23 protein-coding genes are annotated in these 25,364 nt (G+C 37.4%); 3 read left to right on the top strand and 20 right to left on the bottom strand.

The annotated features are described in order from the left end of the window. Positions 1 to 13 precede the first annotated feature (13 nt). The 12 genes from murC to A9Q68_RS05205 form a co-directional block, all read right to left on the bottom strand. Positions 14 to 1,348 (bottom strand): UDP-N-acetylmuramate--L-alanine ligase, encoded by a 1,335-nt coding sequence (murC, locus tag A9Q68_RS05150; protein ID WP_071793622.1) that lies wholly within the window; start codon positions 1,346 to 1,348, stop codon positions 14 to 16. A 46-nt stretch (positions 1,349 to 1,394) separates the two neighbouring features. After that, on the bottom strand, positions 1,395 to 2,036 hold the full coding sequence (gene zapJ / locus A9Q68_RS05155; protein WP_071793623.1) for a divisome accessory protein ZapJ: 642 nt from the start codon (positions 2,034 to 2,036) through the stop codon (positions 1,395 to 1,397). A gap of 244 nt (positions 2,037 to 2,280) precedes the next feature. Continuing rightward, positions 2,281 to 5,376 (bottom strand): pilus expression-regulating Snf2 family helicase, encoded by a 3,096-nt coding sequence (locus tag A9Q68_RS05160; protein ID WP_071793624.1) that lies wholly within the window; start codon positions 5,374 to 5,376, stop codon positions 2,281 to 2,283. Between the two features lie 244 nt (positions 5,377 to 5,620). Continuing rightward, a complete protein-coding gene (der, locus tag A9Q68_RS05165; protein ID WP_071793625.1) occupies positions 5,621 to 6,931 on the bottom strand; it encodes a ribosome biogenesis GTPase Der in 1,311 nt (436 codons plus the stop codon). Between the two features lie 45 nt (positions 6,932 to 6,976). After that, positions 6,977 to 7,879 (bottom strand): primosomal protein DnaI, encoded by a 903-nt coding sequence (gene dnaI, locus A9Q68_RS05170; protein WP_071793626.1) that lies wholly within the window; start codon positions 7,877 to 7,879, stop codon positions 6,977 to 6,979. Then, positions 7,880 to 9,067 (bottom strand): replication initiation and membrane attachment family protein, encoded by a 1,188-nt coding sequence (locus A9Q68_RS05175; RefSeq protein ID WP_071793627.1) that lies wholly within the window; start codon positions 9,065 to 9,067, stop codon positions 7,880 to 7,882. Beyond that, complete coding sequence (gene nrdR / locus A9Q68_RS05180) at positions 9,054 to 9,545, bottom strand: transcriptional regulator NrdR (protein WP_071793628.1); 492 nt, start codon at positions 9,543 to 9,545, stop codon at positions 9,054 to 9,056. The genes A9Q68_RS05175 and nrdR overlap by 14 nt, the downstream gene beginning before the upstream one ends. A gap of 192 nt (positions 9,546 to 9,737) precedes the next feature. Next, positions 9,738 to 11,216, bottom strand: coding sequence for a HAMP domain-containing sensor histidine kinase (locus A9Q68_RS05185; protein ID WP_071793629.1), 1,479 nt, complete (start codon positions 11,214 to 11,216; stop codon positions 9,738 to 9,740). Positions 11,217 to 11,224: 8 nt separating this feature from the next. Further along, positions 11,225 to 11,911, bottom strand: a complete 687-nt coding sequence (covR, locus tag A9Q68_RS05190) for a two-component system response regulator CovR/CsrR (RefSeq protein ID WP_071793630.1) — start codon at positions 11,909 to 11,911, stop codon at positions 11,225 to 11,227. A gap of 226 nt (positions 11,912 to 12,137) precedes the next feature. After that, on the bottom strand, positions 12,138 to 12,671 hold the full coding sequence (locus tag A9Q68_RS05195; RefSeq protein ID WP_071793631.1) for a YceD family protein: 534 nt from the start codon (positions 12,669 to 12,671) through the stop codon (positions 12,138 to 12,140). Between the two features lie 198 nt (positions 12,672 to 12,869). Further along, positions 12,870 to 13,766, bottom strand: a complete 897-nt coding sequence (htpX, locus tag A9Q68_RS05200; protein ID WP_071793632.1) for a zinc metalloprotease HtpX — start codon at positions 13,764 to 13,766, stop codon at positions 12,870 to 12,872. Positions 13,767 to 13,799: 33 nt separating this feature from the next. After that, positions 13,800 to 14,357: a LemA family protein gene (locus A9Q68_RS05205; RefSeq protein ID WP_071793633.1), complete on the bottom strand. Its 558-nt coding sequence runs from the start codon at positions 14,355 to 14,357 to the stop codon at positions 13,800 to 13,802. 146 nt (positions 14,358 to 14,503) lie between these two features. On the opposite strand from A9Q68_RS05205, the gene rsmG reads away from it, so the two are divergent. The 3 genes from rsmG to ktrA all read left to right on the top strand — a co-directional run bounded on the left by rsmG (position 14,504) and on the right by ktrA (position 17,359). After that, positions 14,504 to 15,217 (top strand): 16S rRNA (guanine(527)-N(7))-methyltransferase RsmG, encoded by a 714-nt coding sequence (rsmG, locus tag A9Q68_RS05210; protein WP_071793634.1) that lies wholly within the window; start codon positions 14,504 to 14,506, stop codon positions 15,215 to 15,217. 84 nt (positions 15,218 to 15,301) lie between these two features. Beyond that, positions 15,302 to 16,678, top strand: a complete 1,377-nt coding sequence (ktrB, locus tag A9Q68_RS05215; protein WP_071793635.1) for a potassium uptake transporter channel subunit KtrB — start codon at positions 15,302 to 15,304, stop codon at positions 16,676 to 16,678. Positions 16,679 to 16,687: 9 nt separating this feature from the next. After that, positions 16,688 to 17,359, top strand: a complete 672-nt coding sequence (gene ktrA / locus A9Q68_RS05220) for a potassium uptake transporter gating subunit KtrA (RefSeq protein ID WP_071793636.1) — start codon at positions 16,688 to 16,690, stop codon at positions 17,357 to 17,359. Between the two features lie 90 nt (positions 17,360 to 17,449). Here the strand turns inward: ktrA and A9Q68_RS05225 are convergent, their stop codons facing one another. The 8 genes from A9Q68_RS05225 to A9Q68_RS05260 form a co-directional block, all read right to left on the bottom strand. After that, positions 17,450 to 18,142 carry a methionine ABC transporter permease gene (locus tag A9Q68_RS05225; RefSeq protein WP_071793637.1) on the bottom strand — a complete coding sequence of 231 codons (693 nt, stop codon included), beginning with the start codon at positions 18,140 to 18,142 and terminating at the stop codon, positions 17,450 to 17,452. Further along, positions 18,143 to 19,207: a methionine ABC transporter ATP-binding protein gene (locus A9Q68_RS05230; RefSeq protein WP_071793638.1), complete on the bottom strand. Its 1,065-nt coding sequence runs from the start codon at positions 19,205 to 19,207 to the stop codon at positions 18,143 to 18,145. After that, complete coding sequence (locus A9Q68_RS05235) at positions 19,200 to 20,570, bottom strand: M20/M25/M40 family metallo-hydrolase (protein WP_071793639.1); 1,371 nt, start codon at positions 20,568 to 20,570, stop codon at positions 19,200 to 19,202. The genes A9Q68_RS05230 and A9Q68_RS05235 overlap by 8 nt, the downstream gene beginning before the upstream one ends. A gap of 92 nt (positions 20,571 to 20,662) precedes the next feature. Continuing rightward, the gene (locus A9Q68_RS05240) at positions 20,663 to 21,508 is read right to left on the bottom strand and encodes a MetQ/NlpA family ABC transporter substrate-binding protein (protein ID WP_071793640.1); all 846 of its coding nucleotides are present in this window, start codon (positions 21,506 to 21,508) and stop codon (positions 20,663 to 20,665) included. A gap of 261 nt (positions 21,509 to 21,769) precedes the next feature. Further along, the gene (locus tag A9Q68_RS05245) at positions 21,770 to 22,597 is read right to left on the bottom strand and encodes an amino acid ABC transporter substrate-binding protein (protein WP_071793641.1); all 828 of its coding nucleotides are present in this window, start codon (positions 22,595 to 22,597) and stop codon (positions 21,770 to 21,772) included. A gap of 134 nt (positions 22,598 to 22,731) precedes the next feature. Then, positions 22,732 to 23,448 carry a YebC/PmpR family DNA-binding transcriptional regulator gene (locus tag A9Q68_RS05250; protein WP_071793642.1) on the bottom strand — a complete coding sequence of 239 codons (717 nt, stop codon included), beginning with the start codon at positions 23,446 to 23,448 and terminating at the stop codon, positions 22,732 to 22,734. 141 nt (positions 23,449 to 23,589) lie between these two features. After that, on the bottom strand, positions 23,590 to 24,426 hold the full coding sequence (locus tag A9Q68_RS05255) for an SDR family oxidoreductase (RefSeq protein ID WP_071793643.1): 837 nt from the start codon (positions 24,424 to 24,426) through the stop codon (positions 23,590 to 23,592). Positions 24,427 to 24,555: 129 nt separating this feature from the next. Beyond that, positions 24,556 to 25,272 (bottom strand): MerR family transcriptional regulator, encoded by a 717-nt coding sequence (locus A9Q68_RS05260; RefSeq protein WP_071793644.1) that lies wholly within the window; start codon positions 25,270 to 25,272, stop codon positions 24,556 to 24,558. Positions 25,273 to 25,364 lie beyond the last annotated feature (92 nt).

The raw sequence follows: 25,364 nt of genomic DNA on the forward strand, positions 1-25,364 counted from the left end.
GAGGCAGGATTTTTTATTGATTATTATGCGTTAAGTTTGCTAAAAGTTCTTCAAAAGAACGTTCGTAGAGTTGAATATCTCCAGCTCCCATGAAAACATAAACAGCATTATCATGGTCTAACAATGGTGAAACATTCTCAACAGTGACCACTTTAGCAGGTTTGATAATTTTTGCCGCTAAGTCCTCAACTTTAACTTCACCTTTATCAACTTCACGCGCTGAGCCATAAATTTGAGCTAAGTAAACACTGTCCGCTTCATTTAAGGCCTGAGCAAACTCATCTAGCAAAGCGATTGTCCGTGTAAAGGTATGAGGTTGGAAAATAGCTACAATCTCACGACTTGGGTATTTTTGACGTGCTGCATCGATTGTTGCAACAATTTCAGTTGGATGGTGAGCAAAGTCATCAATGATGATGGTTTCGTTAATAATTTTTTCAGTGAAGCGACGTTTAACACCACCAAAAGTAACCATATGTTTTGCAACTAAGTCCATATCAATACCTGCAATATATAAGTTAGCAATAACAGCTGTAGCATTCAAAATATTATGGCGTCCGTAAGCAGGTACGTGGAACTGACCAATGATTTGATCATCATGTTTAACTTTGAAATCAGAACCGTTTGTTGTCCGCGTAATATCGAAGGCAACAAAGTCATTCTTGTCATCAAAACCATAGTAATAAATTGGGGCATTAGCAGTAATTTTTTTCAGCTCTTCGTCTTCACCATAAACAAATAAGGCTTTTTGAACTTGTTTAGCGTAATCGTTGAAAGCCGAAAAGACGTCCTCAATACCAGTAAAATAGTCTGGATGGTCAAAATCAATATTTGTAATAATAGAATATTCAGGATGATAAGGCATGAAATGACGTTCATATTCATCAGACTCAAAAACGAAGTATTGAGCATTGGCAGAACCACGACCTGTCCCATCACCAATCAGGTATGATGTATCAGTAATATTCTTTAAGACATGAGCTAAAAGGCCAGTCGTTGAAGTTTTACCATGAGCACCAGCAATACCAAAACTGGTAAATTGTTTCATAAATTCACCTAAGAACTCATGATAACGTTTAAAAGGAATATTATTTTCAATGGCATAAGCTAACTCTTCATTGTTATCTTTACGGAAGGCATTACCAGCAATAATTTCCATATCTGCAGAAATATTGTCTTTACTGAAAGGTTTGATTTCAATACCAGCTTTTTCAAGTCCACGTTGCGTAAAATAATATTTTTCAACATCACTTCCTTGAACTTTATGACCCATTTGGTGCAACATTAGTGCTAAGGCACTCATGCCAGACCCTTTAATTCCGATAAAATAATAAGATTTAGACGACATTTTAACTCCTTTTAGATTTTCTCAAGACACCAATAATTCCAACAGCTTAATAAACATCATCTAAGCGTGTTAAATTTAATTCTTGAGCAATTGTTTTTTCTCTCTGTAAGCGTGTTTCTTGACTGTTATAGATTTGACTTCGCTTTAAAAAGTCATAATTGTTTTTCTTAACTGGCGTCTGAGCCTGATTTGTTGACTGAGATTCCTTGTACTGAACTGGGATTTCCGCAAGAATGTAAGAATCTTGTTCTAATTTTTCTGTAAGGTGACTCCATTTACTTGCTCTTCTCTTAGTGGCCAAAACTTTCGTTTCAGGGACCGTTTTTTCAAGTGGTGCCTTATAAGAACTGGCCTTACTAGAATGATTGCTATGATAATTTTGGTTGTATGCCATCTCTTTAGCTAGATGCGCCTGACGTTTTTCCTTCAATTCTTTACGAGCACGTTTGCGAGCTTCCTCAGCATAATTGCGCCCCTCATCGATTGTTTGAAAACGATTTGGCTGTGCTACCTCAGGATTTGCAGGGTTGACAAAAGCAAAATCACGCGTCACATCGTCGTAATCTTTGTCTTGATAGAATCCATGAATATTACTAATCAAGTCCTCATTTTCATATAAATGCATATGACGACCTTCTTCAACAATGGGTTCTCCGTCCGCAACTAATGGAAATTGACCTTTAATCATTGACATTTCCTTCCTTCCTATAGCATTCCCTATTATAAACTAATTATCCATATTTTTCAAAACTTTCCCCAAAATTAAGGCTTGAAAGTGCAAATTCCCTTATAATTTTTCCATTTTCTCATCTTTTCAAAAAATGCCTGAAGATTTGATTTCTTCAGACACTTGGTTTTTTCATTAAAGCAAGAAGGAAATCAGCTGCGCTAGCAGAATCAGAAGTTCCCTTCAAATAGATCTTTAAAAGTCACTAATCCTTATCCAGTCCCAATATTTCTTTTATTTCTTCAACAGTCATGCTAGCTCGACTTTCGTTACCATCTAAGACTGTTGTCACTAAATTGCGCTTGTTTTCTTGCAATTCCAAGATTTTTTCTTCAATCGTGCCACGTGTAATCAAACGGAAAACCTCAACATTCTCCTTTTGACCAATCCGATGTGCCCGACTAATAGCTTGCATTTCCACAGCTGGATTCCACCAAAGGTCAATCAGAACAACTGTATCAGCTCCGGTCAGATTAAGTCCAACGCCTCCGGCTTTCAAGGAAATCAAGAAAACATCCTTGGAACCATTGTTAAAGGCCCGAGTCATTTCTTGCCGTTCATCAGCTGGGGTTGAACCGGTAATCTTATATGACGTTAATCCTAGTGACGTAATATCCTGCTCAGCGATATCCAACATCCCTCGAAATTGAGAAAAGATTAAGGCCCGATGACCATTCTCTTTAATTTGTAAAAGCAAAGTCCGAAGGCTTTCTAATTTACCACTTTCACCATCATAATCCATAAATAGACTTGGTGTATCACAAATCTGTCTTAGTCGAGTAATCCCAGAAAGGATTTCGATTTTTTGACGGTTGATGTCTGAATCAGAGGAAGAGCGAATACGGTCTTGCATTTGTCGTAATTGTGCTAAATAGATAGCTTTCTGACTGTCCGACATTTCATTTGGATAGGTCATTTCAATCAAGTCAGGCAATTCTGGCAAGACGTCCTCTTTTTTTCGGCGCATAACAAAAGGTTTAATAAATCGCGCAACCTCTTCTGCTTCCATTTTCAAAAAGTCTTTTTTAGATGGTAGTAAGCCTGGCAAAACAATTTGGAAAATCGACCAGATTTCAAGCAGTTTGTTCTCAATAGGTGTACCTGATAAGGCAAAACAATTGCTGACATCGAAAGCTCTTAAACTTTGAGCAATCTTGGTTTGAGCATTTTTAATAACCTGTGCTTCATCCAAAATAAGGTAATCATAATGTTTTAACTTATAGAGATCAAAGTCTTGACGGAAGGATGAATAAGAAGTAACAGTCACCTGATGGTCCTCTTCAATGACCATATCTCGAGCTGACTTAAGCCCATAAGATACCGCAACATCAATCTCCGGAGCAAATTTTTGAAACTCATCTAACCAGTTATAGAGAAGACTTGAAGGAGATAAAATTAAGATTTTTGTCTCTGCTTTTAGCTTACTACTTAGAAAAGCAATTGTTTGGATGGTCTTACCCAAGCCCATATCGTCGGCTAATATGCCGCCAAAACCATATTTATCTAGAGTAGAAAGCCATTTTATCCCTTGAATCTGGTAATCTCGAATTTGAGTCTTAATGTCTAATTGCGGAAGAATGTATCGATCAGGATCCTTTAAATCAGCCACAAGCTCCTCTAATTCATGTGAAAAGTGGACATTATCCATCTGAGAAAAAACTTGTGAGAGTTGTAAGGCTGCAATACCATCTACTTGTAAATGGCCATCTGCTACCTGTCTAGCCCTTAAATCTTGCAGTGATTGACTAATTTTTTGAGTATCTTCATCAAAAATAACCAATTTCCCAGCGTCATTTACGAAATAAGGATTATTATTAAACAAAGCTGTCAAAGCATCATCGATATCCGATTCAAAAACCTGTGAGAAGTCAAAAGAAATATCTAAGAGACTGCCATTACGATTGATTGCAATTTCTGGTGCTTCAGAAAAGCGAAGTTCTGCCACTTCTTCTGAAAGTATCACTTTACCTAATTTTTCTAAATAGGGTATGGTTTCCGTAAAGAAATGATAAAGATCCTGTGGACCAGAAATTTGCTTATAAGACTGCATCTGACCCTCAAAGCCAAAATGCCTTAGAGCACGGTATATTTTTTCTTCTTTCTTATAATTACTAGTAAAAGGGAGTTGATCTAATTCCAGTTTGTCAGAGATTTTAAGATAACCAAAATCAAAGGTCAATTGCGCTTTTATTAGCTGAGAGGCTTCTAAATCAAGATTAATCTTAAGGTCAAAATCTCTGATTTGAAAACTCTTTGGTGCTAAAACCTGCCCAATTTCTTGAAAATCAAGCAAACTAGCTGCCAACTTGGATTGGTCATCTAAATTGAACTCAATATGCTTGCTTAAATCCGTTTCAAGCGGCAAATTGCGAATGGCCGAAACCAATTTTCTTTGTTTAAGGGTTAAGTGATAAAAAGTATCTTGGTAAAGAATATACTCATTATCAAATAAGAAATGCATATTCTTTTCTTTGATTTGAAGACTAATATATTTTCGATGCACTTCCACAGCAAATTGAAAGAGCCCTACACTCCCATCAATTGGCTTAACGTAGAGGTGTTTATAAGTCTGTCTTGGCCCTTCAAAACTAAAGTCATAGAGATTAGTTAAAAGGTCTATGCCTTCTTCAAATAAACCACTTGGTAAAAATAGGTTACGAGCATGATTTGGAAAAATAAGGGCGTTCTCACTCTTATCCCAACTGGGTGCTAGACGCCATAGAAATTGGATCAACTCTTGACTTGCCTGATCAAATTTGATTAAAGATAAAGGCTCATAGTAATTCTTACCAATCTGATAAAAGCCTTCACTTAATATTAAGGATAAAAATCCTTTAATATCTCTAATAACATAAGAACGGTCATCAGGCAAACGGTTAATCTTTAAAGACCACCAGAAATCGGAAGAAAAAGGACTCCGACTACCAGATGCTGAAAGACGATAACGCATAGTATCATCTTCATTCATTTTTAAGTGGTCTAAAAATAGACTGCCAAAAGACGTTAATTTTTGCCTTTCTTCCTTAAATTCCGTTTGGTGGTTTAATTTTTCAGCAACAACTTTACCTTCAGTATTATTTTTCAAAAAATGTTCTAAAGCCGCCAAATGCTGACAATATTTTTTCGCCTGAAAAAAATCACACGTACAAGAAACAAGGCTGTCGTCGATACTATACGTTAGCTTAAACCCATCGACAAAAGCCTCAACAAGACCGTCTTCTTCTTGACTAATGGACACTAAACCTTGATCATAAAGGTCAATTCCTTGATTACGAATCCGACCCGGAATTAATCTTGCCATAACTTCCTCACCTCTTAGATTATCCCTATATTATATCAAAAAGCTACCTAGATTTCCTCATTTTTCCTACGTTTTTTCACTATTTAAAGAATTGGCTGCGCCAAAAAAGGCTAAGAGTTTTCCTAACCTTTTTGAATATATCATTTCATTTATTCAGTGACCTTTACAGATTATTCATATCAAGAATCAGATGACAAGCTGAAGCATTCACTATTCTCTATCTCAGCTAAAAAGCCGACAAGTCCTATTTACGCTTACGAGCAATCAAATGGATTGGAGTTCCTTCAAAAGTGAAGGCTGACCGAATTTGATTTTCTAAGAAACGTAAATAAGAGAAATGCATCAACTCCTCTTCGTTAACGAAGATAACAAAAGTCGGTGGTTTAACAGAAACTTGAGTTGCATAGAAAATTTTAAGACGTTTGCCCTTATCTGTTGGTGTTGGATTAATGGCAATAGCATCCATGATAACATCGTTAAGAACGGCTGATGGAATCCGACGGTTTTGTGAATCACTAATCCGCTTGATTAATTCTGGCAATTTGCTTAAACGTTGTCTCGTCACAGCAGAAACAAAGATAATCGGTGCGTAACTTAAGAATTGGAATTGATCACGGATTTCTTCTTCCCATTTAGAAACCGTGTGGTTATCTTTGGAAATGGTATCCCATTTATTAACCACAATAATCATCCCTTTACCAGCTTCATGCGCAAAACCAGCAATGCGTTTGTCATACTCACGAATACCTTCTTCAGCATTAATGACCATCAGAACGACATCTGAGCGGTCAATAGCGCGCATGGCGCGCATGACAGAGTATTTTTCTGTGTTTTCATAGACCTTACCAGATTTACGCATTCCTGCCGTATCAATCATGGTAAATTCTTGACCTTCTGCGTCCGTAAAGTTGGTATCAATAGCATCACGGGTTGTCCCAGCGACTGGACTTGCTATAACGCGGTCTTCTCCCAGAATAGCATTAATTAAACTTGATTTCCCTACGTTTGGACGACCGATCAAGCTGAAACGGATAATGTTTTCATTTTCTTCAGCTTCCTCTACTGGTAAATTCTCAACAATAGCATCAAGAACATCACCAGTACCAATACCATGGACTGAGGACAGCGGGAAGGGATCGCCAAGTCCTAGTGAATAGAAATCGTAAATATCATTACGCATTTCTGGATTATCCACCTTATTAATGGCTAAGATAACAGGTTTGTGGGTACGATAGAGCATTTTAGCAACATACTCATCCGCATCCGTTACCCCTTCTTTACCAGAAACGACAAAGACGATAACATCTGCTTCGTCCATGGCAATTTGTGCCTGGTGTTTAATTTGTTCCATAAAAGGAGCATCTACATCGTCGATACCACCAGTATCAATCAATGAGAATTTCCGATTCAACCATTCTCCGGTTGTGTAAATACGATCACGTGTTACGCCTTCCACATCTTCAACGATGGAAATACGTTCTCCTGCAATTCGGTTAAATAATGTGGACTTGCCCACATTCGGGCGTCCAACAATGGCAACTGTAGGTAAAGCCATGATTCTCCTTCTTTAATGTCTTACTAGACAAAACTCATTCAATTATTAACGACGATTGGCCCCTTCGAGGTGGAATTCACGCGCCAAGTAGCGCACACGTTCCATAACTCGTTTAGCCTGCCAGCTTTCGTCATTCCCCTTGATATTAGCCCATTTTCTTTCCAAATCAGCCAGGCTGTAATTTGAAGTAAAGAAAGTCGGTAATTCTTCTAACATCCGATACTGGAGAATAACTTGTAAAACTTCATCACGAACCCATGAAGTAGCTTGCTCTGCCCCAATATCATCCAATATCAAGACAGGCACATTTTTGACAGCATCAATTTCTTCTTTGACAGATCCTGAAGAAATAGCATTTTTGACATCGATGGTGAAAGTTGGAAAATGAAGTAAGGTTGTTGACACTCCCTTTTGTTCAGATAACTCTCTCGCCATAGCAGCCATAAAATAAGATTTACCAATCCCCATATCTCCATAAATATAGAGACCTTTTTGACCAGGATTAGGATATTGCTCAACAAAATCTAAAATCTCAGACAAGGCTTTCATCCGACTGGCATTATTGATATCAAAGTCGGACATTTGAATATTACGGTAAGATTTTGGCAGATTAACCAAATTAATTCTTTCCGAAATAGCAGCTCTTTTCTTAGCTTCAATCAGCTCTTTTGTTTCTTGATAGGAAACATCGGCATAGCCTTCATTCATGACTAAGATGGGGGCATAGCCCTTTGCAATGTATGTAACATCACCCGTTTGGTATCTTTGGCGTTCCAGTAAGAATTGATTAAACTTGGACAAACTGAGCTTAATTTGCTCCTCAGTCATGCCTTCTTGGGTAATAAAGGCAGCAATTTCAGGATCCGCTAGAATTTTTTGTACCAACTGATTAGAATCAACTCGATTCTCTGACCCTAATTTTTCCATGGTCTTTCCAATTTTTTCCATCTAATCACCACCTTTTCTTAAATTTTCTAAACGTTTCAAGGCTTGCTCTTTGAAACGATCAAGCTCTACTTGCTCCTCGGGACTTGTGGATTCTTGATAATCAGGATTGCTCCACTCCGGAACATTAGTCTTAGCAGGCTTAGCCTTTGAACTAGTCGCCTGTGCTTTTCGCTCCTCAAAGGACCTCATTTTCATGGTTGCCTCTTCAGCATTGGCCACGCCTTGGTAAGAAAAATCATTAGCCATTTTCATCACATAATTTTTCTGAAGATTGGCCGATTTAGTCTTGTTAAAGGTGTAAAGCACCATAATGTTAATCACTTCATCCAAGAAACCCATCTCAGCTAAAGTCACAAGCAAATTCCGTTCATCCTTAGTGACCGATGCCCGTCTAACTTTTTTTATTTTTTCTAAGAATAGCTGCGCATTGTCAGTTTTTGCCTCCCGAATAACCGCTAATTCCGCTTGGCTAAAGTCGCTAGTCGCTTGCGGTGCTGCCAACTCTTGTTTCTTTTGAGTGACAATCCGTGTGGGTGAAATTTTGTAGTTAATAGCTGTCGCTCTAGCTAATTGATAGGTATCAAACCAAGTCATCTTATACTCTTCAGAAATACTAAAAAGTCTAACCACATCCTCTTGCTCATTGGCAAATTGAAGACCATCACGAGTCATCAATTGTTTAAAGCTGTCCAAATCAAAAGACACTTTAGATTTAGATGAATTAACTGTTTTTGGAGTTTGTGATTGCAATTTACCAAATAAATCAGAAAATTTCTTAGAAATATCATGTGCATCTTTTGGAATTTTGATGTCCAGTTCCGAAACGGCAAGTTCACCAATTTTTTGCTCAAGTAGACGGCGCAGGATAGGATTACTGATAAATTCATCAACCTCAAGAGCGGCATTTAATTTTAGCAAATAATGATCTACTTTTTGATAAAAAACAAGTAAATCCATAGCTGTCAAAAGCGCCAAAGCCTCTTCTAAACGGTTCATTCCAAATTGAAGATGATTTAGAATTTCAGTGAATTTATGTTCTCTGCGACCTTCATCAGAAAATTGAATCAAATAGTTGTATAGTGCTAGGGCATCGTTTCCGATAATAGGTTGATAAACTTTTATGAGACTGTTAGCATTGAAAGCGATTTTATTATGTTTTAGGTAATAAAAAGTATCATTTGGTTTCATTAGTCACGCTACTTTTCTTTCCTCGTACACGGGTTGTAATTTGTTGTAAGAGTTCTTCAATCTCGTCAACATCTTTAAAACTCTTGTAGACGCTGGCAAAACGAACATAAGTAATCTCATCTAATTCAGCCAGTTCTTCCATGACCAAGTTACCAATAGCCGTACTTGAGACCTCGTTTTCATAATCAGCACGAACTTTTTGTTCAATCCGAGAAATCAAATTCTCAATATCAGTACTTGAAACAGGTCTTTTTTGAGCACTTTGAACAACCCCATTAAGAATTTTATCTCTTGAAAATTGCTCCCTCGTACCGTCTTTTTTGATAACCAATAAAGGGAGTTCTTCTAAGCGCTCAAAAGTTGTAAACCGTGTATGACATTTCTCACATTCTCTACGACGTCTGATTGTGTTCCCATCTTCTGCTTGGCGACTATCAACAACACTTGATTTATTATAGTTACATTTTGGACAACGCACGAAAAACACCCCAATTCTACGGAAATAATCTAGTACTCTATTTTACCATAAAAACAGAGATAACAAAAGCTAGGACTCCCCTCAATTAGGGAACCAATTTATCAAAAATCAGAAAAAAGCCAGCATTTTTCAACTGACTTTTTAAAGCACTCTATGACAAAAATAAAATCTAAAGGAATGCTCCTATATTTATTAATCTAGTGGGATTGAAATAATAAAGGTTGAACCTTCATTTACAACACTTTCGACTCTCATCTCCAAATGATAGCCTTCAACGATTTGTTCTAAAATTGATAATCCTATCCCTAAACCAGCTTGAGTACTAGTCCGATTTCGTGATTTATCAGTCCTATAAAAGCGTTCAAAGATATGTTTAATATCTTCTTCTGAAATACCTTCACCCTTATCGCTGACTTTTACTATAGCATTTTGACCAGTCGTTTCTAAGTCAATGGTGATTTTGTTTTCCCTTCGAGAATACTTGATCGCATTATCAATCAAAATCATCAAAGCTTGTTCAAAGTGATTCTTATAAATTCGTGCACTAGTTTGACTAGCTCTGGATGTCCAGTTAAAGACAAAATCTTCTTTTAATACTCTAAAGTTTCCAATAACAGTCTCAATTGAATTCTCTAAAACAGTACGGTCATTTTGATGCTGCTCAAATGATCCTTGGACGCGAATCATATCTAACATATCATTGATCATGATAGCCATCCTGTCTGCCTCATGTCCAGCAGCAGATAGACTTTCCTCAAGAATCTCTTGGTCATTTTTCCCCCATCTTTGCAGGAGGCCAATATGACCCTTTATGATAGCAACAGGTGTTCTGAGCTCATGGCTGACATCACTAATAAACCGCGACTGGAGATTGGTATAATTCTCAACCTTATCCAGCATGGTATCAAAGATTTCTGACAATTCTTCAATTTCATCACCTGAAGTGATTGAAGATCTAAGGGCTAAATTATTTGGGTTCTCTGAAATATTGCGCATGACTTCATGTAAATTCTTCAATGGTCCCAAGAACTTACGTGTTGAAAAATAGATAATAGCATATGCTAAACAGGTTCCAAACAACTCAACAAATATCAACCATAATAGTAAACGAGCTCTAATAACAAAGTAATCTTCCAAGTCTTGGTAGATTGCAACGTAGCCTAATAATTTTTTACCGTGCTCGGAGTATACTTTTTTTGTAATCGAAATTCCTCGATATTGACCTTCCTCTTCATCCTTAAAGACTTTATTTAATGGCCCACATAACTCATAAGTAAAGTTGGTTTCATCTGTTGTGAAAATCATCTTTTTCTTATTATTATAAATGTAGATATCCTGTTTAGAATCAAGGATATTAGTCAGATCGCGTTTACTCCGGATAAAATTATTCCCTTTACTTGTATCAACTCTAAACTGTTCTTTATCATTTTGATAAAGGGTATCGATTAGATTATGAAATGTAAAATTAGAGTTCACCTCTGACAGACGAACTCTAACTAAATCAATTGTATGATTGATAGCTTGATTTTCTTTTTTGAGTAAGAAATAATCAGTTGAATAATAAGCTAGCAAAGTAAAGGCTGAAAAAATGCAGAAAAATAATACAAAGAATAAACTTGAAAGTCGTTTTGGTAAAGATCTTTTATATTTTAACAATTTCCGTTTTTTCATAAGTTTTATTATTTTTCGCGGATGACGTAACCCATTCCACGAACAGTTTGAATGTATGATTCACGTCCAGGCATGTCAATTTTACCACGGAGGTAACGAATATAAACATCAACGACGTTTGTTTCAACAGCTTCATCATATTTCCAAACATTTGAAAGTAATTCTTCACGTGTCATTACACGGTTCATATTTGTCATTAAAATGTTTAACAAATCATATTCACGTTTTGTTAGTGAAATTTCATCATCACCACGATTAACAGAACGGTTTTGTGGATTTAAAACTAAATCACGGTAAACACCTTGACTAGGTGCTTTTTTCTCGGTTTCAATATCTTGACGACGGAAAATTGCCCGGATACGAGCTAACAATTCCTCAATAGCAAATGGTTTTACGATATAATCATCAGCACCACGGTCAAGACCAGCAACAACATCCATAATTGAATCGCGAGCGGTCATCATCATGATGTAAGTTGTTTTTTCAGTTTGTAAACGACGAGTTACTTCGAAACCATCCATCTCTGGAAGCATTAAATCTAGCAGAATGAGATCAAAATCTTTTTCAAGTGCAGTTTCCAAGCCTTCACGACCATTAACTTCAACCGTTACTTCATAACCTTCATGTTGAAGTTCTAATGAAACAAATCGTGCAAGATTTTTTTCATCTTCAACAATAAGAATTTTCTTTGACATAGTTTTTTCCTTTTCCTTTTGATTTTAAGTTAAGTCCGCTATCAAAAGTATTTCCGTTTTTTATTAGAGTTTATTTTTTTATCTATTAGTCTCTACGACATCTATTCTTGATCAACATCAGATTGGTAATACATTTTATTTTATAACTAATCAGATACTGTATAGAGTATATCAGAGTGTCACAAATTTTTCAATCAAAAATTACAATTTTCTTAAATAGTCAGTTTTATTCATTAAACAGCCCATCTAGGCTAGCAAAAGGATTATTTTCTTTCTTAGTTTCAGCCTTTAAAGCTTGATACTGCTCTTCTGTTAAGACTTCCCAGTCATTTCCGGAAGGTAAGTCATCTGATGCTAATTCTTCAGGCGTCAGTACCTGTAAAGGGATAGCTAATAAAATATTGTCAATAGCACTTTCTTCCAAACTAATAGCATCTTCTTCCAAGACTAAAACAAGATTGTCTTCTACTAAATCTGCCTTGGCTTGAAGGTCATTTTTTTCAATAAAAATTTCTTCAATGGCTTGCTCTTCATTAAGTTCAACAGCTTGCATTGAGCGGCTCGATGGTAATGTTAAGGTGTAAGTAAGCTGGTAGTTTAATAAATAAAGACCTTGATCATACTGGATATGACCTTTCACCTGTACATCTTTGACATCTATAATTGATGGATCCCGTTCAAGAAGCTGTTCTTTAATGTCAAGAATCTGATTAAATGGAAGCGCCTCTTGTCTTTTTTTGATTTCTGTAATGTTAATCATTCTTTCTCCTAATAAAACTCTAATTTATTTTTACTATTATTTTAAGAATTTGTCAAATATTTTTTGTAAAAATTACGGTTCTTCTTTTTCATTCTTTAAAATTATTGACAGTTTTTCATTGAATTTATTTAATAAGATAAACAGAAAACTTAATACTATCTTATTATAAAAAGAAGAGCTTAAGAATTTCTTAAACTCTTACATATGACGCAGTCGTTCAATACGTTCTGCAATTGGTGGGTGAGTACTAAATAAAGATGATATATTTTCTTTTTTACGAGGCTCATTAATATATAAGGCTGCACTTGCATCATCAACCTTTTGAGTCATTGGCTGAGAATTTTGCAACTTTTCTAAGGCCTTAATCATTCCCTCTGGATTTCGCGTTAGCTCGACTGAACTTGCATCAGCCAAATATTCTCTTTGCCGTGATATGGCAAGTTGTACCAACGTTGCTACAAGGGGGGCTAAAACCAGTGATAGCAGTGAGAAAATTAAGAGTACTATCCCTAAACCACTACTATCTCGATTATCATCACGACTACGACTGCCGCCACTATACCACATCATCCGACTACCAATGCTCGAAATAAGGGTAATAGCACTAGCTAAGGCAACAGCAATGGTTGAAATGCGAATATCGTAATTTCGAATGTGGCTAATCTCGTGACCGATGACACCTTCTAATTCTTCCCGATTCATGACTTGTAAAAGACCAGAGGTCGCTGCTACCGCTGCATTTTTAGGGCTTGACCCTGTGGCAAAAGCATTTAGAGCAGCATCGTCTATGATATAAACCTTTGGCATGGGTATCTGTGCAACCATTGCCATATCTTCAACAATATGGAAAAAATCAGGGGCCTGTTCTACGCTAATTTCTCTAGCATTATTCATACTCATGACAACTGCTGTCGATTGGAAAATCATGCTTAGGGCATAAATGCCACCAATTATTAAGGCTAAAACCATACCTAACTGATAAGATTCAACTAGAATATAACCTGCAGCACCACCAATAAGGGCAAGTAAGATGAAAAAGGTAAGGATCAGAACAATGGTTCGACGCTTATTTTGAGAAATTTGTTGATAAAGCATTTTCTCCCCTTTTCTAAAACGCGATTGAAAAAATTAGAAATTAAATTCCACTTTTGGAACAGCTTTTTCTTCTTCTGGTGTTTGTAAGAATTCACTTGGTTTGAAACCAAATAATTTACCAACAATGTTGCTAGGAAATGATTCTAATTTAACATTGTAATTTGATGTTGTGGTATTAAACAATTGACGAGAATAAGAAATTTTATTTTCAGTATTAGTCAATTCATCCTGTAATTTCAAGAAATTAGTATTTGCTTTCAAATCAGGATAGTTTTCAGCTATGGCAATCAAGCTAGCAACTTGTTTAGTCAATTCATTTGATGCTTCCATGGTAGCTGCTGGTGTTGACGCATGAGCAACTTGTGAACGCAATTCAGTAATTTTTTCAAAGGTCTTTTCTTCGTAGGCAGCATAACCTTTAACCGTTTCAATTAAATTTGGAATTAAGTCGTTACGTCTTTTTAATTGAACGTCAATTTGACTCCAAGCTTCTTTTGTTTGCATACGGCTTTTTACTAAGCTATTATAACTAGCCATAAGCCAAATAGCTACTAGGACAAGAATAACAATAATGATAAGTGCAAGTGACATAGCAATTCTCCTTTTTATCTATTGACTCAATTATAGCAATTTTCAGCGCAATAGCAACTGTCAAGCTTTCTCCAATAGCTATTTTTCATTTAGTTCTGACTTTATTTATGTTAAAATAGTAAAAAAATCAGATATTGAGGAAAAGCATGACTCCAGAAGAATTTTACCTAGCCTTAGATGAAGCCGGATTCCCACTTAATCAAAAACAAAAAGACCAATTCAACACTTATTTTAAAACACTGATTGAATGGAACCAAAAAATCAACTTAACTGCTATCACAGAAAGGGACGATGTCTATCTAAAGCACTTCTACGATTCCATCGCTCCTATTCTTCAAGGATACATAAAAAACGAAGCAATTCAACTCCTTGATATCGGTGCCGGAGCTGGTTTCCCATCAATTCCCATGAAAATTATCTTCCCCCAACTTCAAGTGACCATTATTGATTCCCTAAATAAACGCATCACCTTTTTAAACCACTTGGCAGAGGAACTTGATCTTACTGGGGTTGCTTTTTATCATGGCCGAGCAGAGGACTTTGCCCAAGACAAGAGCTTCCGCTCTCAATTTGACCTAGTGACAGCTCGCGCTGTGGCAAGGATGCAAGTCCTGTCAGAATTAACCATCCCTTTCTTGCAAGTAGGAGGACAATTAATCGCCCTAAAAGCTCAAGCAGCTGACCAAGAGATAGAGGAGGCCCAAAAAGCCCTACGCTTATTATTTGCTCAAATCATTGAAAATCACCACTACCAATTACCAAATGGTGATTCACGATATATGACAATTGTCGAAAAGAAAAAAGAAACGCCTAATAAATATCCTCGTAAAGCGGGAACCCCTGCCAAAAATCCCTTATAATGTCAAAAAAGTTAAATCGCTGTGGCAATTTAGCTTTATTTCTTAGAATTTGTTATGATGAAGATGATACCTTAAGGAGGAATTATGAGACTACCATCTATCAGAACTTGGACGGTAACCCAAAAATTGTCCCTAAGTTTTGCATCTGTTATCATAATAGGCAGCATTCTCTTATCACTGCCCATTATGCATTACCCAAATGGCCCAGAAACCCATTACCTGGACCATCTTTTTAATACTGTTTCCATGGTTTGTGTAACTGGCCTTTCTGTTGTTCCTGTCTCTGAAGCCTATAATGGTTTAGGACAGCTGGTGGCCATCTGTTTAATGCAAATTGGTGGTTTAGGTTTAGTTTCCTTAATTGCCTTTAGCACTTACGCTTTGCAACGCAAAATGGACTTATCCGGACACACCTTGCTCCAGTCAGCCCTTAATCGAAATGATAGTAAAAACCTCAAAGATTTTCTCTTCTTTGCCTATAAGATTACTTTTATCATTGAGGTAATTGCATTTTTGATTATTGCTATAGATTTTGTCCCACGATTTGGCATCAAACATGGCCTCTTCAACAGTCTCTTTCTTGCCGTTTCAGCCTACTGTAATGCAGGCTTTGATAATTTCAACAGTTCGAGTCTCCAAGACTTTGTCTTAAATCCCTTGATTAATTTTGTCGTAGCTTTCTTAATTATTTTTGGCGGGATTGGTTTTGCCGTCTGGCATGATTTGGTTGATAATCTTAAGCGCTTTTTTATCGAAAAACCTAAACGACACGGTCTTTTCTACCGCAAACTCTCTAATCAGACTAAGTTGGTTCTACAAACAACTGCTATTATTCTATTCGCAGGTACTCTTGTCACTTGGTTCTTAGAAAAAGACAATCCTAAAACGATTGCTAACTATACCTTTATCCAACAACTGATGGTTAGCTTTTTCCAAACCGTTACCATGAGAACAGCTGGTTTTGCTACACTTTCTTACCTGGATACACTAGCACCAACAAACTTTTTATACATGATTCAGATGATTATCGGCGGTGGTCCAGGAGGAACGGCTGGTGGAGTTAAAGTCACTACAGTAGCAATTACACTACTCTTACTAAAAGCAGAGCTTTCTGGTCAATCTGAAGTGACTTTTCATAATCGAATCATTGCCAGCAGGACGGTTAAACAGACCATGTCGGTCCTTATTTTCTTTTTCTCGGTTTTGATTACTGGTTATATTTTTCTCTTAGGCGTCGAGCCGCATTTAGACCCTGTTGCCCTTTTGTTTGAAGCTGTTTCAGCTATCGATACTGTTGGGGTCACCATGGATTTAACCCCAAAACTATCAACACCAGGTCGGATAATCATCATGCTCTTAATGTTTATCGGTCGGGTTGGCCCCATCACTTTCTTGTTGAGTTTAATTCAACGGAAAGAAAAAACAATTCGTTATGCAACAACAGATATTTTAGTAGGATAGGAGAACGGAATGAAACGTAAAACTGTCGGTGTTTTAGGCTTAGGAATCTTTGGTCGAACGGTAGCTCGACAATTAAGTCAATTTGATCAAGATGTCATTGCCATTGATACCAGTGAAGCCAATGTTAATGAAATTGGCGATTTCGTCACAAAAGCTGCCGTTGGCGATATGACTGATAAGGACTTTCTTTTAGCTGTTGGCATTGACCAATGTGACACCGTCGTCATTGCAACAGGAAATAACTTGGAATCATCAGTACTTGCCATTATGCATTGTAAAAAAATGAAAGTACCAGCAATCATTGCTAAGGCCAAAAATAAAATCCATGAGGAAGTCTTGTATGGGATTGGAGCCACAAATGTGATCACCCCTGAACGAGATTCTGGTAAACAAGTTGCCTCAAATATTTTAAAACATCGTATAGAAAATATCATATACTTAGAGCATGGTATTTCCATGATTAATTTTAAAATTCCAGAATCTTGGATTGGCAAGTCCTTAACCGAATTGGACGTCCGCCAAAAATACGAACTCAACATTATTGGTACAAGACACGCTAACGAAAGCGATTTAGACCCAAATCTTAACCCTACGGAACCTTTAGAAGCTGACATCATTATTGTCGCCATCGCCAACGATCATACTTTCGAGAAGTTTGATTATTTAGGTTATCTGAAATAAAAGTAAAATAATAATCTCAGAAAAACTAATCCTCTTAGTCATTCTTAGGAGAATATTCAAAAAGCTAGGACGAAGTCCTAGCTTTTTAGTTTATTTGTGGCTGAAGCGGCGCGTTAAACGATCGCCGGTGAATTGAATACCAAAGATCAGTAATAAAATAATCAGAGTAGCAACCCAGGTCACATCATTATTGAAGCGATTATAACCGTAAGAAATGGCCACATTTCCTAGTCCTCCAGCTCCGATGGCACCAGCCATTGCCGTTTCACCAACCAGTGAAATTAAGGTTACAGTTGAAACGCGGATTAAATCAGGAAGTCCTTCACTTAAATAGACACGAACAATGTCCCAGAAAGTCGCTCCTGAAGCTTGAGCCGCTTCAATAACGCCTTTATCAAGCTCTGAGAAAACGACTTGAACCTGACGGGCAAAGAATGGGAATGTCGCAAAGGTTAAGGGTACCAAGGCTGCGTTTGCACCCAAGATAGTCCCCATCACTAGATATGTAAAGCTAGCCAAGATGGCGATTAAAATAATAAAAGGAATGGCCCGGAAAATAGAGGTGATTTTATCTAAAAGCCAAGAAACAGCTTTGTTTTCAATAACCCCACCTGGTCCCATCAAAACCAGAAGTAAGCCTAAGAAGAGACCGATACTGCCCCCAACAATAAAAGGAACAATGGTCATGTAAATTGTATTCCAAATGGCTAAGCCCCAGCCTGCATCACCAGACCAGCCTAACTGATAAACATTAGGTAAATAGGTTTGAATCAAACTTGACATTTATGCTCCTCTCTTCAATACAGATACGTCAACCCCTGCTTTAGCCAAGGCTTCTTCTGCCAAAGCTAAATTAGTCGGGTCACCTTCAAGAACCAAGACCATTTCACCAACAGGCACTTGATCTAAGATTTCAATATTGCCATAAAGAATATTGGCTCTGACGTCATAATCTTTATAAATTTGATTCAGAATAGGTTCATCAGTACTATGTCCTGCATATTTCAATTGAACCAACAAAGCGCCTTTAGGCAAGTCTTTAACGATATCTTGTTGGTAAATTTTTTCTAAAGCCTCATCAATACCTGTTGCCGTACGAATAAATTCTTGCGTTAAGGTCTCTTTTGGATTTGAGAAAATATCTAAGACGGACCCCTCTTCAATCAATGAGCCATTTTGCATAACAGCAACACGATTACAAATATCTTTAACGATTTGCATTTCATGGGTAATCATAACAATAGTTAAGCCCAATTTGCGATTTAAATCTTGCAATAAAGCTAAAATTTGTTTGGTTGTTTTTGGATCTAGAGCTGATGTAGCTTCATCCGAAATCAAAATTTTTGGATCGTTTGCCAAGGCACGCGCAATAGCTACTCTTTGTTTTTGCCCACCAGACAATTGGGAAGGGTAATTATCCGCTCGGTCGCTTAAACCAACTAAATTAAGGAGATGAGCTACTTTTTCTTCAGTTTCTGACTTGCTTAAGCCGGAATGACGTAATGCAAAGGCCACGTTTTCTTTGGCTGTTTTTTGGGCCATGAGATTGAAATGCTGGAAAATCATCCCTATCTGACGCCTCATATTCCGCAAATCCTGACTAGAAAGAACGACTTTGCCATCTTTATAGGTCCAGTTGCCATCAACTTGAATCTGTCCCGCTGTCGGTACTTGTAGTAAATTAATTACCCGCACGAGTGTCGATTTACCAGCCCCAGAATAGCCGACAATTCCATAAATATCGCCTTGATTGATGTGAACAGTCACGTCCTTAACGGCCTCAATCTGCCGCTTCCCTTGTTGGAAAGTGATATCAATATGATCCAATTGTATCATTGCTTTACTCATAGCTTTTAATAAACTCCTCAATTAATGTGATGTGATTTAGGTAGTCAGCAATCAGAACATTCTCATCACCAGAATGATCTGAACTATTAGCATTTCCAAGTCCTAGCGATACCATGGGTACCTCAAGTACTTCAAAAACGGAATACATCGGGCCTGTACCAGCCGATGTCGGTAACAAACATACCCCTCCCGGGTAATTATCCACAATGATTTTAATTAATCTGCCAATTTCAGGTGCTGACAGGTCACTGCGGTAACTCTTCTCCCCTAATGTATAGGTCAGCTCGACTTGGTCAAACCCTTTTTCCTTTAAATAATTGCCAATTGCCGCAAAAACTTTTTTGGGTTCAAGACCAGGAACCAAACGAACCTCCATTTTAGCCCAAGCATCAGCTGGAATGATGGTTTTAACACCCGAGCCAAGATAGCCTGACGACAATCCTTGAATGGTCACAGATGGTTGAAAATAATAACGTTGCAGAAAAGCTTGCCTATCTTCCTCAAGTAAAGGCAGGGACAAACCATGTAAGGCTTTAAGGCCTTCCGCATCTTCGGTGGCATAGTGGCCTACTAAGTCCATTTCACGCTGACTAGGCACTTTAAGAGCCTCTAAAATAGCTGGCACCAAGAGGTTGCCCTCCGAATCCCGCAGGCTGGCTATTGCTTCAATCAAGTACCAAGTGGCAGAATCCACAACTCCTCCAAACTTAGAATGCAGATCACTGGCAGCACTTTTGACAGCCATATCAAAGGTCAGAATCCCTTTATTTCCACCTGTCAATTCAAGCTGGTCCCGCTCATTTCGAATTCCTTGTTCCCAAATGAGTAGGTCCGCATGCTTCAATTTGTCCTGATACTTGGTCAAGTACTTATCTAAATCAACAGAAGCTGATTCCTCTGCCCCTTCCATCATAAAAATGATATTGATTGGGAGATCCTCATGTTTTTGAAGATAACGCATAACTGCCGTCAGTCGAGCCGTAATATGTCCCTTATCGTCATCAACCCCTCGACCATACATGATACCATCACGAATAGCTAATGTAAAGGGATCAGACGTCCAAACTTGGTCACTATCAGCCGGAACTGTATCATAGTGATTGTAAAAAATTAAGGTTTTAGCATTAGGTTTTGAGCTTTTAAATTCTGCTATGACAAAAGGTGCCATAAAAGTTTTATCGACCAGGACTTGAGCCCCTGCTTTTTTAAAGAGCTGTCCTAAATAATCAGCCACTTCTTCTAAACCTATTTTTTGAGCAAAAATAGATTTCATCCCAATTAAGGTCTTTAATTCTTCAAGATAGCTTTTAACAGTTGAATCTTGCCAGAGTTCTTGATTATAGTTGTCGGCTCTTAATGTCATGGTAACTCTTCCTTTCAGTGTGATAAAAATTTTCTTACCTTGATAACAGGAGAAAGGCTAGGGGCGATGCTCCCAGCCTCTGCTATTAGGATTTACCAAACAGGTAGGTCGATACCATTTGAGGTTTTATCAACGACTTTTTTCAATTCATCTGTATGGTAAGCTTTAATTAATTTTTTAATGGCGTTAGCTTTCTTAGACGATTTCCAATCTTTTTTAGCTGTTAAAATGTTAATCCATTGTTTTGAATTTTCATCAGCTTTTTCTTTATATAAAGATGTTTTATAATCAATTTTTGCTGGAACTGCGAAACTATTGTTGACAATAGCAGCATCTGCAGATGTCAAAGCACGAGCAGTTTGACTGGCATCCAATTCTTTTATATCTAAATCTTTTTTGTTTTCCGTTACATTAGCAATGGTCGCTAATTTATCACCAGAAACATTAAGTTTGATTAAGCCAGCCGATTGGAGCAAATAAAGGGCACGACTTTCATTAGTAGCGTCATTTGGTACAGCAATTTGAGCCCCTTTTGGCAATTCACTGACTGAAGTGTATTTTGCTTTCCCTTTTTGGCTAGTGCCAGAGAAAAGATGGATTGGGCTAATATAGGTATCAGCAATAGCTACTAAATTCTCTTTGTTTTCTTTATTCCAGTTATTTAAGAAATTGTAATGCTGGAAGGCATTAATGTCAACTTCTCCGTTAGCAACTGCTTTATTGGGCTGTGAGTAATCTGTAAACTCTTTATATTTAAGGGTGATGCCATCTTCTTTGAGGAGTGATTCAATTTTTTTCCAACGCGCATCATCTGATTCGGTTTTAGTCATAACCCCAACAGTAATGGTGTTTTTATCATTTTTGGGAGAGCCACAAGCTACTAATAAAGTCGAAGCAAATAGAATACCGACAAAGCTAATTATTTTTTTATATGTCATGGATAAATCCTTCTTTCAATAAGTAATGTCCTTATTTTACCGAAAGTAGTTATAGTTTGCAAATTGGTAATTTTTGGGTATTTATATAGTTTTAAACTATAACAAAACTAATTAGTCCATCACATTTTTGATGTCATGCTTGATTCACTTTGAAGCCGGAGGCCATGGAAAACTGATTTTGAAGGCAAAAAAACAACTCTAGATCCTATCCAGAGTTATTTGCATTTTTAGGGGGAGGGGTGAGAGAGGGTTTGGAAGCTTTTATTTTGGTAACTTTAGCTGCTCAGCTTTTGGCGCGTAGTCGCCACCCAAATGAGCCTTAGCTAACTTGCTCAAAGTACCTTCTTTTTCCAATTCTTTCAGACGTTTGTTGACAAATTTTTGTAACTCTTCTTGGTCTTGACCAAAAATAAAATAGATGAAAGGTTGTTCTTTGCTTTCCAATGGAATGGTTTTAAGATTATCCAATCCTTGATTTTTGATGATTGCATTAACTGTTGGGGCATCAAAGATTTTGAAGTCTGCCTTGCCTTCACTCAAGTTGCTTAGCATTTGCGTGATATTTTCATTAGTGTATTTAAGTTCAACTTTTGCATTAGCATTTTTCTTATTGAAATCTTCTAATTGAGCTGCTGTAGTTGTTCCTTGAACCACTTGTGTTGAATGGTTTTTGATATCAGCATATGATTTAATGTCACTGTCTTTAGGTACTACCAAAACAGATGGCGTTGTACCACTTGGGTATGAGAAGAGGTATTTATTAGCTCTCTCTTTAGTAAAGGAAATATTATTTCCAGCCATTTGGTACTTGCTAGAATCTAGGCCAGTGAAAATGGAAGACCATTCTGTCTTTTTAAAATTAACTTTATACTTGTCAGAGCCTTTGAAAACAGCTTTTGCCACTTCTACATCATAACCTGTCAAGTTTCCATCTTTTTCGTATGAGAATGGAGCTGTGGTTCCAACGGTCGCAAATGTAATGCTTTCTTTGTCATTCTTGCTAGCAGCTTTATCATTGCCACAAGCCGCTAAAATCCCCGTAGCTAGCAAAGTCACAGCAAGAAGAGCACTTGTTTTTTTATTTGTCATTCTATAACTCCTTATTCTATCTTATTGTCCTATTCTACCACCAAAAAACAAAGTCGACTAATACCCATTTTTAATCACTGTGATAAGCAAATGGTATCAAAAAAAGAGCCTTGTGGCTCTTTCGATATTATTGCTTAGAAATCAGCAACGTTGTGGTAAACTTTTTGCACATCATCGTCAGATTCTAGAGCATCTACTAATTTTTCAAATTTTTCTAAGTCTTCACCTTCAAGTGTCACTTCACTTTGTGGAATCATTTCTAATTCGGTCACTTGGAATTCTGAAATACCTGAATCACGAAGGGCTTGAATTCCTTTATGTAAATCAGTTGGTGCAGTGTAGACTGTAATTGTTCCTTCTTCTGCTTCAACATCATCTACTTCAACATCAGCTTCTAAAAGCAATTCGAAGATAGCATCTGCGTCGTCACCAGCAAAAACAATGACCCCTTTTTTGTCAAACATATAGGCAACAGATCCTGAAGCACCCATGTTACCACCATTTTTACCGTAGGCAGTACGAACATTAGCAGCCGTTCTGTTTACATTTGATGTCAAAGTATCAACGATAATCATTGAACCATTAGGACCGAAGCCTTCATAACGGCCTTCAACGAAGGTCTCATCTGTGTTACCTTTAGCTTTATCAATAGCTTTATCGATAACGTGTTTTGGCACTTGGGCCTGTTTCGCACGATCGATAACGAATTTAAGAGCAGAGTTTGATTCTGGATCTGGGTCTCCTTGCTTAGCAGCAACATAGATTTCTACCCCAAACTTAGCATAAACTTTTGAAGTAGCTCCGTCTTTAGCAGTTTTTTTGGCAACAATATTGGCCCATTTACGTCCCATTGGATTCTCCTCGTTATAAGTGTATTTTTTTAAAGCTCTCTTTTTTGTAAATAGCAGAGCTGTCTCATTAACTCTATTATTATAGCACTTTGAGGGCAATTGGTAAAATGGAAAATAAGGAGCCAGTGGCTAAAAAATTCATTAGCGATTTTTCAAGAAGTCTTGCAAAGAAGTTGCCGGTCTCCCCAAGACCTTTTCAATGTCATTAGAGACTAAAGACAATTCATCTTTGGCAATGGCGGTATAGGTTGAGACCCAGGCATCATACTGCCAGTCTTCAACTGGCCACTGCTTACGCCACTCATAAGCTTCTTCAAGCCCTTCATCATAATAAGTGACTTCTTTACCTAAATACTGAGTCAATAAGGCAGCTATCTCCTCTAGGGATAGGGCTTGCGGTCCCGTTAAGTTCAAGCTCTGATTTTCCCATTTTGCGGGTTCTTGGAGGATTCTTAAAGCAACTGCTGCCACATCTGAACGAAGTAGGGCAGAGACTTTTCCTTGCCCTGCTGGGCCTCTTAATAAGCTAGCCTGCTCAGCTATTTCCAAAAACATATCCTGATAAAAATTATCCCGAAAAAAAGTGTAGCTAAAGCCCAATTCTTTGTTGTAACCCTCCGTCCAAGCATGATCACGAGCCAAGGTGAAGGTTGCATCAGGCCTTGCATTCATGAAGGAAGTGTAAATAATATGCTTGACACCAGCTTTTTGGGCAGCACGCAAAAGGGCTTTATGCTCCTCAAGTCGTGATAAACTCTCACGAGCCGAAACCATGAATAATACCTCAATCCCAGTCAGAGACTTGATTGTTTGATCTGACTCATCATAGAAAGACTGAACAAGCTCCGCATTAGCATATGTTTGTGCCTTTTCTGGCCTTCTAGCCAAATGACGGCTTTCTATCCCTAATTGATTTAATTCAGAAGCTAAGTAGCCACCGAGCTTTCCAGTTACACCTGTTATCGCAATTGTCGTCATAGCAATCTCCTTTTCCAAGATATTATATCATGGAATGAATAATGCCTTTAGAATTTAGTTTGAGGAATAGATTCTCAACTAGTCCATACTTTATGATTCGAAAAAAAATAGAAAAATTCAATTAACTTTTTATTTTTGACAATAAATAGCAATAGCCTCTGACGCAAAATCAGCTGTCCCAGGGCCACCCATTTGGTCAATATTCTCCTTAAAGCGTAGGTCGCCAACGTACATTTGACCTAAGCCAGCTAGTATCTCATTTGTACAAGTATAAAAATGATTTGTGATATAGTCTTGCAATCTTTTAACCTGAGTTTGTACCGTTTCGTGGTCTGCACCCAAGTCTTTCAAGGCCCCAAATTGTCCAAAAATGGCTGCCATTTCTTGGCTGACTGCATGATAATCTACTTTGTCTTTTTTCTCTTCAAATTCAGCATAAACTTGAGTTGAACCCCAGCGTTCCTTAACCTCTGTTTGATACTCTTCATACTCTTTGTCTTTAAAAGCGTCAAATGTCATTGTTGCTACTCCTTTTTCTAAATCTCTAGCAAAAGCCAATAATTCTTTTAGCTTTGCCTCTTTCATTTCCAATAATTTTATGTGATCTTTAAGTGCCTGCTGACGATCATAAGACCTGTGATTGAGGATTTGGTCTATGGCCTTTAAAGGAAATTCTAATTCTCTGAAAAGTAAAATTTCTTGTAATCTTTGCAAATTGTCATCATCATAATAACGATAGCCATTTTCCTTTATGACTGCTGGCTTTAATAAGCCAATTTTATCATAGTGATGCAGGGTTCGAATGGTAATCCCTGTTAATTGACTGACTTCTTTAACAGTCTTCATACTGTCCTCCTTTCTCATCTTTGCTAGCTTAAGACTAGTATAAACCATTACCTTAGGTTAGGGTCAAGCAGAAAATAAAAAAACTTGGCTAA

This window comes from Streptococcus bovimastitidis, from assembly GCF_001885095.1.
Classification (GTDB): domain Bacteria; phylum Bacillota; class Bacilli; order Lactobacillales; family Streptococcaceae; genus Streptococcus; species Streptococcus bovimastitidis.